This is a genomic window from Kitasatospora sp. NBC_00458 (assembly GCF_036013975.1).
Lineage (GTDB): Bacteria > Actinomycetota > Actinomycetes > Streptomycetales > Streptomycetaceae > Kitasatospora.
Genome location: NZ_CP107904.1, coordinates 2,754,424 through 2,769,640, shown reverse-complemented (window position 1 = coordinate 2,769,640; position 15,217 = coordinate 2,754,424). Strand labels below are relative to the sequence as shown.

Genomic DNA, 15,217 nt, shown 5'->3' with positions numbered 1-15,217 from the left:
CCCGGGCGGGCCCGGAATCCCCCGGGCGAGCCCTCGGCCCCCGGCGTACGCCGAAGGGCCCCGCGAACGAGATCGCGGGGCCCTTCGGCACGTACGGGGTCAGCGCCGTCCGGCGCTCACCGAGGGCTCGCTCCACTGCTCGGGCACCGTGACCGGCTTGTCCTCGGAGGTCTCCCGGGCGGGCACCCGGGGCAGCCGGTAGGGCCAGGCGTGGTAGATCAGCCGGGACGCGGTGAAGCCGACCGCCAGGCAGGCGATGCCGCCGACCGCGTCCATCCAGAAGTGGTTGGCGGTGGCCACGATCACCACCAGGGTGGCCGCCGGGTAGAGCAGGCCGAGCACCCGGACCCAGGTGGCACGGGCGAGGAAGAAGATGGTCAGCCCGCACCAGAGCGACCACCCGATGTGCATCGAGGGCATCGCCGCGAACTGGTTGGAGACGTGCGTGGCCGGTCCCGAGGCCATCGAGCCCCAGGTGCCGTGGGTCTTCAAGGTGTCGATGAAGCCGCCGTCGGTCATCAGCCGGGGCGGGGCGAGTGGGAAGAAGTAGAAGCCGACCAGGGCGATGCCGGTGGTGATGAACAGCACCGTGCGCGCCGCCACGTAGCGGCCCGGCTGCCGGCGGTAGAGCCAGACCAGGACACCGATGGTCACGACGAAGTGCAGGGTCGCGTAGTAGTAGTTCATCCCCGTGATGAGCCAGCCGACGCCGTCCACCGCGTGGTTCACCGAACGCTCGACCGCGACGCCGAGGCTCTGCTCGAAGTCCCAGATCCAGGTGGCGTGCTTCTGCGCTATCGCCTCCTGCTCCGGGACGGCGTTGCGGACCAGCGAGTAGATCCAGTAGCTGAGGCCGATCAGTGCCAGCTCGAACCAGATCCGCGGCCGGGCCGGGGAGCGGCGCTGCTCGCGGACGCGGCTGCGCAGCGCGGCGGTACGGGTCTGGGCCGCGCGGGTGGCTCCGTCGGGCATGCGGCCACCGTTCTGCTGGATCTCGGTCGGTTCCCCCATGGACGAGAAGTCTGCCAGACGTCCCGTAGCCGTCTGCTCATCCTCCGGAAGTGGATTCTTCACCGGATGTCCCCCTTCAGGGCTAGGGGGTTTCTCCCACCGGGGTAGGGGGCGGGGACGAGTCTGGTGCGAACCGGTGGGACGGGCATACGTCCCATTGTCACGCCGGGCGGGGCGACCGGCTCATTCGGGGGTCGGCCGGGGGTGCGGCGGGCGTATTGTCCCCGCCCGAAACCCTTTCTGCATCTTGCTGAAACATATTGCAGGCCGCTAGCGTCCTGGCAACTCGCTCACCCCTTCCCTCGCAAGGGAGCCCTCAGTGGCCGAAGTCCCGCCCCGCCGCAGGCGGAGCACCCCCCGCAGACCCGGCCGGACGGCGGTGCTGCTCGCCGCCTCGCTGACCGCCGCCACCCTCGGCACCGCCGGCCCGGCCGCGCTCGCCGCCGCCCCGCCCGGACCGCCCTCGGACGCCGCGCTCGCCGCCACCGCCGGGCGCCACGACCTCACCCGCGAGCAGTTCTACTTCGTCCTGCCGGACCGGTTCGCCAACGGCGACCGCGGCAACGACACCGGGGGCATCACCGGCACCCGGCTCGACCACGGCCTCGACCCGGCCGACAAGGGCTTCTACCACGGCGGCGACCTGGCCGGCCTGATCCAGCGGCTCGACTACATCCAGGACCTCGGCACCACCGCGATCTGGATGGCGCCGATCTTCCGGAACAAGCCCGTCCAGGGCACCGGCGACGGCGCGAGCGCCGGCTACCACGGCTACTGGATCACCGACTTCACCCAGGTCGACCCCCACTTCGGCACCAACGAGCAGCTCAAGGAGCTGATAGCGAGGGCGCACCAGCGGGGCATCAAGGTCTTCTTCGACGTCATCACCAACCACACCGCCGACGTCATCGACTACCGGCAGAAGCAGTACGGCTACCGCAGCACCGGCGCGTACCCGGTGCTGGACGCCGACGGCAACCCGGTCGACGAGACCGCGCTCGCCGACGCGAACGCCGCCTGGCCGAAGCTGGGCCGGGACTCCTTCCCCTACAGCCCGGTCTTCCGCAAGCCGGCCGACGCCGCCGCCAAGACCCCGTCCTGGCTCAACGACCCCGCGCTCTACCACAACCGGGGCGACTCCACCTTCGCCGGCGAGTCCGCCACCGAGGGCGACTTCTCCGGCCTCGACGACCTCGACACCCAGAACCCCAGGGTGGTCAAGGGCTTCGAGAAGGTCTACCAGCAGTGGGTCCGGGAAGCCGGCGTGGACGGCTTCCGGATCGACACCGTCAAGCACGTCAACATGGCCTTCTGGCAGCAGTGGGCGCCCTCGCTCAAGGAGTTCGCCGCCAAGCAGGGGAACAAGAGGTTCTTCATGTTCGGCGAGGTCTACTCCGGCGACCCGGCGGTCACCGCGCCGTACGTCACCAAGGGCCGGCTCCAGGCCACCCTCGACTTCCCCTTCCAGAACGCCGCCCGCTCCTACGCCTCGCAGGGCGGCTCGGCGCGCGGCCTCGCCGACGTCTACGGCCAGGACCACCGCTACACCACCGCCGACACCGACGCCTACGAGCTGCCGACCTTCCTCGGCAACCACGACATGGGCCGGTTCGGCTCCTTCCTGCTCGCCGACAACCCGGGCGCCGACGAGGCGACCCTGCTGCGCAAGGACCGGCTCGGCAACGAGCTGATGTTCCTCACCCGCGGCCAGCCCGTCGTCTACTACGGCGACGAGCAGGGCTTCACCGGCGCGGGCGGCGACAAGGACGCCCGCCAGGACGTCTTCGCCTCGCAGACCGCCTCCTACAACACCGACCGGGTGCTCGGCGGCGCCACCGGCCCCGCCGACCGGTACGGGCGGGACGGCGAGCTGTACCGGGGCATCGCCGGCCTGGCGAAGCTGCGCCGCGACCACCCCGCCCTCGCCGACGGCGCCCAGATCGAGCGCTACGCCGCCGACGGCCCGGGCGTCTACGCCTTCTCCCGGATCGACGCCGGACAGCAGGTCGAGTACCTGGTCGCGGTCAACAACGCCGCCGAGCCGAAGACCGTCACCCTGGACACCTTCTCGGCCGGCCAGGGCTTCGACCGGATCTACCCGGCCGCGGGCGAGCGGACCACCAGCGGCGCCGACCGCAGGGTCACCGTCACCGTGCCGGCGCTCTCCTCGGTCGTCCTCAAGGCCGCCGGGAAGCCCGCCCCGGCCGCCGCCGCGCCCGCCGTCACCCTGTGCGCCCCCGCCGACGGCTCCACCGGCACCGTCACCGTCGGCGCGGACGTGCCCGGCGGCGGCTTCGGCCGGGTCACCTTCGCCGCCCAGGTCGGCGACCGGCCCTGGCAGGTGCTCGGCACCTCGGACACCGGCCGCTACGCCGTCACCCAGGACCTCGCCGGCGTCGCCCCCGGCACGCCCGTCCGCTACAAGGCCGTCGTCCAGGACACGGCCGGCCGGCTGAGCTCCGCCACCGGCGGCTTCACCACCGGGACCCCCGCGCCCGTGCCGGTGCCCAGCGCCGCCGCCCGCCCGTACGCCGTCGTCCACTACCAGCGCAAGAACGGCGACTACGACGGCTGGAACCTCTACGCCTGGGGCGACCTCGCCGACGGCGAGGCCACCCCGTGGCCGGCCGGCCACGGATTCACCGGCCGGGACGCCTACGGCGCCTTCGCCTACGTGAAGCTGAAGCCCGGCGCCTCCGACGTCGGCTTCATCGTGGAGAAGGACGGGGTCAAGGACGTCGACGCCGACCGCCACCTCGACATCGGCGCGACCGGCGAGGTCTGGCTCAAGGAGGGCGACCCCGCCGTCCTGACCGCGAACCCCGGACCGGCGAACACCCAGCCGCCCGGCACCGCGGTGATCCACTACAACCGGGCCGACGGGGACTACGACGGCTGGGGCCTGCACGACTGGACCGGCGCCGCCACCCCCACCGACTGGGGCGACCCGCTGATGCCGGTGCGCCGCGACTCCTTCGGCGCCGTCTTCGAGGTGCCGCTCGCCCCCGGCGCGACCAGCCTCGGCTACATCCTGCACCGGGGCAACGACAAGGACCTGCCGAACGACCAGTCCCTCGACCTCGCCGCCGTCGGCCGCGAGGTCTGGATCCTCGGCGGCCGCGAGGGCCACCTGCTGCCGCAGACCGCCGCCGCCTCCTCCCAGCTGGACCCCGGCTCGGCCAAGGCGCAGTGGATCGACGCGAGGACGGTGGCGGTCCCGGCGGACTACGGCGCCGGTGACGCCGCGCTCGCCGCCGGCACCAGCGCCCAGCTGGTGTACGACCCGGCCGGCGGCATCCGCGCCGAGAAGGGCACGCTGACCAAGGCCGGGCAGTGGATCCGGCTGGAGCCCGCCCCGGGCGGTCTCACCGCCGCGCAGAAGGCCGCGTACCCGCACCTGGCCGGCTACCGGGCCTTCACCGTCGACCCGCGCGACGCCGCCCGGGTGCCCGCCGCCCTGCGCGGGCAACTGCTCTTCACCGAGCACCTGCCCAGCGGCGCCGTGCTGGCCGCCACCGGCGTGCAGACCCCCGGCGTGCTCGACGACCTCTACGCCCGCCGCACCGGCCGGGTCGACTTCGGCCCGGCCCACTACAACGGCAAGGTCGCGCTGTCCCTCTGGGCGCCGACCGCGCAGGAGGTCTCCGTCCAGGTCTTCGACACGCCGTCCGGCGGCACCCCGAGGACCCTGCCGCTGAAGCTCGACGACGAGACGGGCGTCTGGGAGCTCGTCCGCGACAGGGCGGAGCTGGACGGCAAGTACTACCTGTACCAGGTCAGGGTCTGGGCGCCGTCGGTCCAGCGGGTGGTGGTCAACACCGTCACCGACCCGTACTCGGTCGCGCTCTCCACCGACTCCGGGCGCAGCCTGGTCGCCGACCTCGCCGCCGCGGGCCTCAAGCCGCCGGGCTGGGAGGACCACGCCGTCCCGCCGGCCGTCCCGCTCGGCCGGGAGCAGATCCAGGAACTGCACGTCCGGGACTTCTCGGTGGCGGACACCACCGTCCCGGCCGCGGAGCGCGGCACCTACCTGGCCTTCACGGAGTCCGAGTCGGCCGGCATGAAGCACCTGCGCGAGCTGGCGCGGGCCGGCGTCACCACCGTCCACCTGCTGCCGACCTTCGACATCGCCACCATCCGGGAGAACCGGGCCGAGCAGAAACCGCCCGCCTGCGACCTCGCCGCCCTGGCCGCCGACAGCGGGAAGCAGCAGGAGTGCGTGGCCGCCGTCGCCGCCGAGGACGCCTACAACTGGGGCTACGACCCGCTGCACTACACCGTGCCGGAGGGCTCGTACGCCACCGACCCCGAGGGGACCGCGCGCACCGTGCAGTTCCGGCGGATGGTGCAGGCGATCCACGCGGCCGGGCTCCGGGTGGTCCTCGACGTCGTCTACAACCACACCGCGGCCGCCGGCCAGGCCGAGCACTCGGTGCTGGACAAGGTCGTCCCCGGCTACTACCAGCGGCTGGACGCCGACGGGAAGGTGACCACCGACAGCTGCTGCGCCGACACCGCGCCCGAGCACGCCATGATGAACCGCCTGGTGGTCGACTCGGTGACCACCTGGGCCCGCGAGTACAAGGTGGACGGCTTCCGCTTCGACCTGATGGGCCTGGACCCGAAGTCCACCATGCTGGACGTGCAGGCCGCGCTGCGCCGGATGACCCCGGAGTCGGACGGTGTCGACGGGCGGAACGTCCTCCTCTACGGCGAGGGCTGGAACTTCGGCGTCGTCGCGAACGACGCCCGGTTCGAGCAGGCTACCCAGCTCGCCATGGCGGGAACCGGGATCGCCACCTTCGACGACCGGCTGCGCGACGCGGCCCGGGGCGGCGACTTCCGGCTCTCCTCGGCCCCCCGGCAGGGCTTCGCCTCGGGCCTGTTCACCGACCCGAACGGCTCGCCCGCCAACGGCACGCCCGAGCAGCAGAAGGCCCGGCTGCTCCAGCAGATGGACCAGCTGAAGGTCGGGCTGACCGGCAACCTGGCGGGCTACGCCTTCACCGACAGCTCCGGACGGTCCGTCACCGGCCGGGACGTCGACTACAACGGCGCCCCGACCGGGTACGCGGCCCGGCCCGGTGAAGCGGTCGGCTACGTGGACGCGCACGACAACGCCGACCTGTTCGACGCGCTGGCGTACAAGCTGCCGCCGGCCACCGCGCCCGCGGACCGGGCCCGGATGCAGGCGCTGGCGCTCTCGCTGACCGCGCTCACCCAGGGCTCCGGCTTCGCCCAGGCCGGCAGCGACCTGCTGCGCTCCAAGTCGCTGGACGCCAACTCCTACGACTCCGGCGACTGGTTCAACGCCATCCACTGGGACGCCGCGCAGGGCAACGGCTGGGGCCGGGGCCTGCCGCCGGCGGCGGACAACCGGGAGATGTGGCCGGCCGCCGCGGCCCTGCTGGGCGACCCGCGGCTGACCGTGGGCGCCGCCGACATCCGGTCGGCGAGCGCGCAGTACCAGGGGTTCCTGCGGATCAAGCGGTCCTCGCCGCTGTTCTCGCTGCCCACCCTGGCCGCCGTCCAGCAGCGGCTCTCCTACCCGCTCTCGGGGACGTCCGGCGAGACGCCCGGGGTGATCACCCTGCACCTGGACGGTGCCGGTCTCGCGGGTGCGGAGAAGGGCGTCACGGTGGTGTTCAACGCGACGCCGACCGCGCAGGTCCAGACGGTCGCCGGGCTGGCGGGGACGGCCCAGGCGCTCCACCCGGTCCAGGCCGGGGGCGCCGACCCGGTGGTGAAGCAGGCCGGATTCGCCGCCGCCACGGGCACGTTCACCGTTCCGGGCCGGACGGTGGCGGTGTTCGTGCAGAGCTGACGGGCCACCGTCGGCCCCGGGCCCCGCACCGTTCCCACGGGTGCGGGGCCCGGTTCCATTCAGGGAATGGAGTTGGCCGAAAAGCGCTCCTGGCACGGCCGGAAAGGTGATGTGCCGCGTCCGCCGGACGCTGTCGTCCGGTGCGCGGACCCGGCTCCGGCCCGGAGTCGCTGGTCAGTGCCCGCGGGGAGTGATCGAACCTTTCCGGCGACGATGAAAACGATCTCCGGTAGTTCCCACGGCCGTAACACGGGCGGGGGTCTGACGGATGTACGGGTCGGTAGCTAATCGGCCAATCCATGGCATGCATCTGTCATTCACGGCTCGTTTGCTGCCACGATTCCTCCGGCTGCAGACGAGGGGGCCCCACCCCCCGGTGCAGCTGTCCCAGGTCAGGTACAGCGCATCCCCCCTGCCGAGAGATCAGCTCCGCAACCGCACCCGCGCCGCGCACCGGCGGCGGGGGCCCCCACTGAGCCGCGACCCCGCGGCCAGGTTCTGTCCACCGTCCGCGAACCCCGCGGCGGTCGGAAAAGGAGTCCGCATGTCCCGTTACGCCCACGCCCGGAAGGCAGCGGTTGTCATGGCCGCCACCACCGCGCTGCTGGTGACCGGCATCCCGGTCATCGCGCAGGCGGTCACCGCTGACGCGCCGGCGGTCGTCGCCGCGCAGCAGGCGAGCCGGGCCCAGCTGATCGCCTCCGCGAACCAGCAGACCGCCGGCCTCGCCCAGACCCTCGGCCTGACCGGCGAGGAGAAGCTGGTCACCAAGGACGTCGTCCAGGACGCCAACGGCGCCCGCCACCTGCGCTACGAGCGCACCTACGCCGGCCTCCCGGTGCTCGGCGGCGACCTGATCGTCCACCAGGACGCCACCGGCGCCACCCAGGGCGTGACCAAGGCCAGCGACGCCGTCCTCTCCGGCGTCGGCACCACCCCGAAGCTCGCCGCCCCGAAGGCCCAGGAGGCCGCGCTCGCCTCCGAGGCCGGCTCCTCCCTCGACGCCGCCCCGCGCCTGGTCGTCTGGGCCGCCGACGGCGCCGCGAAGCTCGCCTGGGAGACCGTCGTCACCGGCAAGGAGTCGGACGGCACCCCGAGCCGCCTGCGCGTCGTCACCGACGCCGCCACCGGCGCCGTCCTCGGCAAGAACGAGGCCATCAAGACCGGCACCGGCCAGGGCGTCTTCGTCGGCAACGTGCCGCTGACCACCACCCAGAGCGGGTCCACGTACCAGCTCAAGGACGGCACCCGCGGCGGCCAGTACACGACCAACATGAACAACGGCACGACCGGCAACGGCACGCTGTTCAGCAAGTCGAGCGACACCTGGGGCAACGGGCAGGCGAGCAACAAGGAGTCCGCCGCCGTCGACGCCCAGTACGGCGCCGCCGCCACCTGGGACTTCTACAAGAACACCTTCGGCCGCAGCGGCATCCGCAACGACGGCGTCGGCGCCTTCAGCCGCGTCCACTACGACCGCGGCTACGTCAACGCGTTCTGGGACGACGACTGCTTCTGCATGACCTACGGCGACGGCGACGGCGACACCCACCCGCTGACCGAGCTCGACGTGGCCGGCCACGAGATGAGCCACGGCGTCACCTCCGCCACCGCCAACCTCAACTACTCCGGCGAGTCCGGCGGCCTCAACGAGGCCACCTCGGACATCTTCGGCAACGCCGTCGAGTTCTACGCCAACCTCGCCGCCGACAACCCGGACTACCTGGTCGGCGAGCTCATCGACATCAACGGCAACGGCACGCCGCTGCGCTACATGGACAAGCCCTCCAAGGACGGCCGCTCGGCCGACTCCTGGTACTCGGGCGTCGGCAACCTGGACGTGCACTACTCGTCCGGCGTCGCCAACCACTTCTTCTACCTGCTGGCCGAGGGCAGCGGCGCCAAGGTGATCAACGGCGTCAGCTACAACAGCCCGACCGCCAACAACGTCACCGTCACCGGCATAGGCCGGGACAAGGCGCTGCAGGTCTGGTACAAGGCGCTGACCTCGTACATGACCTCCACCACCAACTACTCGGCCGCCCGTGACGCGACGCTCAAGGCCGCCAAGGACCTGTACGGCGAGAACAGCCCCGAGTGGATCGCGGTCGGCACCGCCTGGGCCGGCGTCAACGTCGGTACCGTGCCCCCGAACCCGGGCGGCGTCACCGTCACCAGCCCCGGCAACCAGAGCACCAAGGTCGGCACCGCCGTCAACCTGGCCATCAAGGCCACCGGCGGCACCGCCCCGCTCACCTACTCCGCCACCGGCCTCCCGGCCGGCCTGTCGATCAACGCCTCCACCGGCGTGGTCACCGGCACCCCGACCACCGTCGGCACCTCCAACGTCACCGTGACCGCGAAGGACTCGGCGAACAAGACCGGCACCGCCAGCTTCACCTGGACGGTCACCGACACCAGCAGCACCTGCACCCCGGCGCAGCTGCTCGGCAACGCGGGCTTCGAGACCGGCACCGCGACGCCGTGGACCGCCTCCAGCGGCGTCGTCGACAAGTCGGCCTCGCAGGCCCCGCACGGCGGCACCTGGAAGGCGTGGTTGAACGGCTACGGCTCCACCCACACCGACACCCTCTCCCAGACGGTGTCCATCCCGGCCGGCTGCAAGGCCACGCTCAGCTTCTACCTGCACATCGACACCGGGGAGTCCGGCACGACCCAGTACGACAAGCTGGCCGTCACCGTCAACGGCACCGCGCTGAAGACCTACTCCAACGTGGACGCCGCGGCCGGCTACCAGCTGCGCACCTTCGACCTCTCGGCCTACGCGGGCCAGTCGGTGACCCTCAAGTTCACCGGCACCGAGGACGCCTCGCTGCAGACCAGCTTCGTGATCGACGACACCGCGATCGCCACCAGCTGACCTGCGCCGGTAGCACCGGCGGAGCCGGGTAGGACCAGGTAAGACAGGGGCAGGGCCCGGCGGATCCAAGCCGCCGGGCCCTGTGGCGTGCCCGGGCGGCGCCGTGAGTTCCCGGAAACCCGCCGGTCACCCCGGGGCAACCGGCGGGCAACACGAAACACGGGCGAAACGCGGTCGTCCGCGACCGGAAATCCGGCCTCGCCACACTTCCGGCACGCGCTCCGCCGCAGGACCCCCGGAGGTTCCCCCATGCTCCTGGCCGCCCTCTCGGCCGTTCACCCGGCCGTTCAGCCGCTCGCCCACCCGGTGCTCCGGCTGGCCGACCTGCCGGCCGCCGACGGCCCGGCCGCGCCGCCCGGCATCGACACCGGCGACACCGCCTGGCTGCTCGCCAGCACCGCCCTCGTCCTGCTGATGACGCCCGGTCTGGCCCTGTTCTACGGCGGCATGGTCCGCACCAAGAGCGTGCTCAACATGATCATGATGAGCTTCGTCTCGATCGCCGTCGTCACCGTGGTCTGGCTGCTCGCCGGCTACTCGCTCGCGTTCGGCCCGGACGCCGGCGGCTGGGGCCTGATCGGCGGCCTCGACCACCTGGGGATGGCCGGGATCACCCCGTCCTCCGTCACCGGCCGCGTCCCCACCGTGCTGTTCGCCACCTTCCAGCTGACCTTCGCGATCATCACCGCCGCGCTGATCAGCGGCGCCATCGCGGACCGGGCCAGATTCGGCTCCTGGGTGGCCTTCACCGCGGTCTGGACCCTGCTGGTCTACGTCCCGGTCGCGCACTGGGTGTTCGCGCCCGGTGGCTGGATCCTGTCGAAGCTCGGCGCGCTGGACTTCGCCGGCGGCACCGTCGTCGAGGTCAACTGCGGGGCGAGCGGCCTGGCGCTGGCGCTGCTGCTCGGGCCGCGGCTCGGCTTCCGGAAGGACGCGATGCGCCCGCACAACCTGCCGCTGGTGCTGCTCGGCGCAGGCCTGCTCTGGTTCGGCTGGTTCGGCTTCAACGCCGGCTCGGCGCTGGGCGCCAACGGCCTGGCCGCCTCCGCACTGCTCAACACCCAGGCGGCCGGCTGCACCGGGCTGCTCGGCTGGCTGGTGGTGGAGAAGCGGCGGGACGGCCACGCCACCACGCTGGGCGCGGCGTCCGGCGCGGTGGCCGGCCTGGTCGCCATCACGCCGTCCTGCGGCAGCGTCGACCTGCCCGGCGCGCTGCTGATCGGGCTGGCGGCCGGCGTGGTCTGCTCGTACGCGGTGAGCTGGAAGTTCCGGTTCGGCTTCGACGACTCGCTGGACGTGGTGGGCGTGCACTTCGTGGCCGGGGTCATCGGCACCGCGCTGATCGGCCTGTTCGCCACCGCCACCATGACCGGCGGCCCGGCCGGGCTCCTGCACGGCGGCGGCTTCGGCCAACTGGGCAAACAGCTGGTGGCGATCCTGGCCGTCGCCGTCTACTCCTTCGCGGTCACGTACGGGATCGGGCGGGTGATCGAGCGGGTGATGGGATTCCGCGCCAGCGAGGAGCACGAACTCACCGGCCTGGACCTCGCCGTGCACGCCGAGACCGCGTACGATCACGGCGTCCTGGGCCACGGCGTGCTCGGGCAGGGGGCCGCCGTGTTCTCGGCGACCCACGGCCCCGACCGCACCGCCGCCACCGTGCTCGCGCACCCGTCCGACAAGGCGCCCTCCGCATGAAGCTGATCACCGCGATCGTCAAGCCGTTCAAGCTGGACGACGTCAAGAGCGCACTGCAGGCCGTCGGCGTGCACGGACTGACCGTCAGCGAGGCCAGCGGGTACGGCCGCCAGCACGGGCACACCGAGGTCTACCGCGGTGCCGAGTACCGGATCGACCTGGTGCCGAAGGTCCGGATCGAGGTCGTGGTGGAGGACGAGGACGCCGACCTGGTGATCGAGGAGATCGTCCGGGCCGCCCGGACCGGCAAGATCGGCGACGGCAAGGTCTGGGCGGTGCCGGTGGAGACGATCGTCCGGGTCCGCACGGGGGAGCGCGGGCCGGACGCGGTGTAGGCCCGGCGGGCCGCCGCCGGCCGGGGCCGGCCACCGCCTCACGGCGGTGGCCGGCCCCGCCGCCGTGCCGCCCTCGGGGTGCTGCTGCAGCGGTACCCCCAGCCCCGCGCCCCGCGCCCGTCCTGAGGCCGCAGGTCGGCGCGGCGGCCTGCGAGGCCGGGCCGTGCACCTCGACCGAGACGACCGAGACGGTGGCCGCGCCCCGTCGTCGTGCCTGCTGCCTGTGCCGTTGCCTTCGGCTGCGCGTCCGCCTGCGTCCGTGCCGGTCCCGGTGTCCTCGGGTGCTCCGGCCGGCCGCCGTTCCTTTCCACGCCGGGGAGCGGGAAGAGTCGCACACGAGCTTTCTGAAGCTGACGAAACGTTCCTTCCAGGCTCTTGACGGGTTCCGGTGGCGACCCTAGGTTCAGCGCTGCAAGTTTCCAGAAAGTTTCAGCAAGCTTTCACGTGCGGTACCCGGGCTGCCCCCACCCCAGCCACCCCAGGAGACAACGTGGTCACCACCGCCCCCGCCCGCCGGCCCGTCCGGACGGCCGGCGCACTCGCCGCCTCGGCGGCCCTCGCGCTCTCGCTCACCGCGGCCCTCACCGCGGCCCTCGCCGCCGCCCCCGCCGCGCAGGCCGCCCCGCCCGGCAACGGCAAGGACGTCACGGCGACGCTCTTCGAATGGCGCTTCGACTCGGTCGCCAAGGCCTGCACCGACACCCTCGGCCCCAAGGGCTACGGCTTCGTCGAGGTCTCGCCGCCCCAGGAGCACATCCAGGGCAGCCAGTGGTGGACCTCCTACCAGCCGGTCGGCTACCGGATAGCCGGGCGCCTCGGCGACCGGACCGCCTTCAAGAACATGATCGACACCTGCCACGGGGCCGGCGTCAAGGTGATCGCCGACTCGGTGATCAACCACATGTCCGCCGGCTCCGGCACCGGCACCGGCGGCACCGCGTACGGCAAGTACACCTACCCCGGCTTGTACCAGGACCAGGACTTCCACTCCTGCCGCACCGCGATCACCGACTACAACGACCGCTCCAACGTGCAGAACTGCGAGCTGGTCAACCTCTCCGACCTGAACACCGGCAGCGCCTACGTCCAGCAGACGATCGCCCGCTACCTCGACGACCTCGCCTCGCTCGGCGTCGACGGCTACCGGATCGACGCGGCCAAGCACATCGCCGCCGCCGACCTCGCCGCGATCAAGGCCCGGACGGCCGCCCCGCAGGCGTACTGGGTGCAGGAGGTCATCTACGGCGCGGGCGAACCGGTCCTGCCCACGGAGTACACCGGCACCGGCGACGTCGACGAGTTCCGCTCCGGCACCTGGCTGAAGAGCGCCTTCCAGGGCGGCCGGCTCGCCGACCTGTCCGGCTGGGGCTCCGGCCTGCTCCCCGCAGACCGGGCCCGCACCTTCGTCGACAACTGGGACACCGAGCGCAACGGCTCCACGCTCACCTACAAGGACGGCTCCGCGTACACCCTGGCCAACGTCTTCATGCTGGCCCACCCGTACGGCGCGCCCAACGTCCACTCCGGCTACGCGTTCACCGGGCACGACGACGGCCCGCCGAACGGCGGCACCGTCAACGCCTGCTACCAGGACGGCTGGAACTGCACCCACGCCTGGCGGCAGGTGGCCAACATGGTCGGCTTCCGCAACGCCGTGGCCGGCACCGGGCTGACCGACTGGTGGTCCAACGGCAGCAACGCGATCGCCTTCGGCCGCGGTACGAAGGGCTTCGTCGCGGTCAACCGGGAGAGCGGAGCGGTCACCCAGACCTTCCGGACCTCGCTGCCGGCCGGGAGCTACTGCGACGTCCAGCACGGCGACCCGGCGGCCGGCGGCTGCACCGGCCCGTCCTACACGGTCGGTCCGGACGGCCGGTTCACCGCCACCGTCGGCGCGGGCGACGCGATCGCGCTGTACGTCGGCGCGCCCGGCAGCGGCGCGGTGGTGACCGGCGGGGCGTCCTTCGCCGTCGGCGCGACCACCGCGTGGGGCCAGAACGTCTACGTGGTCGGCGACAGCGCCGCGCTCGGCGGCTGGGACACCGGCCGGGCGGTGCCGCTCTCCTCCGCCGCCTACCCGGTGTGGAAGGCGGACGTCGCGCTGGCCGCCGGGACGGCCTTCTCCTACAAGTACATCCGCAAGGACGCCGCGGGGAACGTCACCTGGGAGTCCGGTGCCAACCGGACGGCGACGGTGCCCGCTTCGGGCCGGGTGAGCCTGAACGACACCTGGCGCGGCTGAGCCGCGGAGCGGGCCGTCCGCCTTCGGAGGGCCCGCCCGCCGGGGGCGGCCGGTCCCGCCGCGGGGCGGGGACGGCCGTGACCGGCGTTCCCCGGCCCGGTGGCCTCCCGGTACCCGAACCTGCGGGCGGGACCCCGCTGTCCTCGCCCTCGTCCTCGTCCGTGGGCCGGATCTCGTCCTCCGCGGCGACCTGGGCGGCGGGCTGCCACCGCGAGCGCGTCGACGCCCCGGGGCCTGCCGCGACCGGCCCCGGCGGGACCCGGCCGCCGCCGCGGGCCCTGCGGGCCCTAGCCGCGTCCGACGTACGGCATGGCCGTCGCCATCACCGTCGCGAACTGCACGTTGGCCTCCAGCGGGAGCTCCGCCATGTGCCGCACGGTGCGGGCGACGTCCGCGACGTCCATGGTCGGCTCCACCGCGATCCGCCCGTCCGCCTGCCGCACGCCCCGGCTCATCGCCGCCGTCATCTCGGTGGCGGCGTTGCCGATGTCGATCTGCCCGCAGGCGATCCGGTACGGGCGGCCGTCCAGCGACAGCGACTTGGTCAGCCCGGTGACGGCGTGCTTGGTCGCGGTGTACGCGATCGAGTTCGGGCGCGGCACGTGCGCGGAGATCGAGCCGTTGTTGATGATCCGGCCGCCCTGCGGGTGCTGGGCCCGCATCTGCCGGAAGGCGGCGCGTGCGCAGAGGAACGCGCCGGTCAGGTTCAGGTCCACGACGGCCCGCCACTCGGCGACCTCCAGCTCGTCCACCGTGGCCGCGGTTCCGAAGGTGCCGGCGTTGTTGAACAGCAGGTCGATCCGGCCGAACCGGGCGACGCCCGCGGCGAAGAGCGCGTCCACCGCGGCCGGATCGGTCACGTCGGTCGGCACCACGGCGGTGTCGTCCGCCCCGGCGCCGCACAGCCGGGCCGTCTCCCGCAGCGGGTCGACCCGGCGTCCGGCGAGCACCAGCCGCCAGCCGCCGGCCGCCAGCTCCGCCGCGACGGCGCGGCCCACACCGCTGCCGGCACCCGTCACGACGGCGGTGCGGCCGCCGGGGTGGGCGGCGGGGTGCGCGGTGGTGCGTCCGGTGCGGGGGTCGGGGGTCGGCTGGGGCACGGCGGGCTCCTCGGGTGACGGCGGGTGGCTCGATCGTTCCCGATCCCGCGCCCGGCGTCACTGGTGCGAGGCTCCAAGACCCGGCCCGTCGGGCGGTCGGACGACTGTGCGCCGGCCCGCTCCTCC

At 73.0% G+C, this 15,217-nt stretch carries 7 protein-coding genes; 5 read left to right on the top strand and 2 right to left on the bottom strand.

Going from position 1 to position 15,217, the window contains the following annotated elements:
- Positions 1-99: 99 nt before the first annotated feature.
- A complete protein-coding gene (locus OG550_RS10845) occupies positions 100-1,011 on the bottom strand; it encodes a phosphatase PAP2 family protein (protein ID WP_327676488.1) in 912 nt (303 codons plus the stop codon).
- Positions 1,012-1,330: 319 nt separating this feature from the next.
- Here OG550_RS10845 and pulA point away from each other — a divergent pair, with 319 nt between their 5' ends.
- The 5 genes from pulA (at position 1,331) to OG550_RS10820 (ending at position 13,991) form a co-directional block, all read left to right on the top strand.
- Complete coding sequence (gene pulA, locus OG550_RS10840; protein ID WP_442905979.1) at positions 1,331-6,835, top strand: pullulanase-type alpha-1,6-glucosidase; 5,505 nt, start codon at positions 1,331-1,333, stop codon at positions 6,833-6,835.
- Between the two features lie 544 nt (positions 6,836-7,379).
- On the top strand, positions 7,380-9,716 hold the full coding sequence (locus tag OG550_RS10835) for a M4 family metallopeptidase (RefSeq protein WP_327676487.1): 2,337 nt from the start codon (positions 7,380-7,382) through the stop codon (positions 9,714-9,716).
- A gap of 249 nt (positions 9,717-9,965) precedes the next feature.
- Positions 9,966-11,414, top strand: coding sequence for an ammonium transporter (locus OG550_RS10830; RefSeq protein ID WP_327676486.1), 1,449 nt, complete (start codon positions 9,966-9,968; stop codon positions 11,412-11,414).
- On the top strand, positions 11,411-11,749 hold the full coding sequence (locus tag OG550_RS10825; RefSeq protein ID WP_327676485.1) for a P-II family nitrogen regulator: 339 nt from the start codon (positions 11,411-11,413) through the stop codon (positions 11,747-11,749). Before OG550_RS10830 ends, OG550_RS10825 begins: the two co-directional genes overlap by 4 nt.
- Before the next feature lie 490 nt (positions 11,750-12,239).
- On the top strand, positions 12,240-13,991 hold the full coding sequence (locus OG550_RS10820) for a carbohydrate-binding module family 20 domain-containing protein (protein ID WP_327676484.1): 1,752 nt from the start codon (positions 12,240-12,242) through the stop codon (positions 13,989-13,991).
- A 287-nt stretch (positions 13,992-14,278) separates the two neighbouring features.
- Here the strand turns inward: OG550_RS10820 and OG550_RS10815 are convergent, their stop codons facing one another.
- Positions 14,279-15,091, bottom strand: coding sequence for an SDR family oxidoreductase (locus tag OG550_RS10815; protein WP_442905978.1), 813 nt, complete (start codon positions 15,089-15,091; stop codon positions 14,279-14,281).
- Between the last annotated feature and the right edge of the window lie 126 nt (positions 15,092-15,217).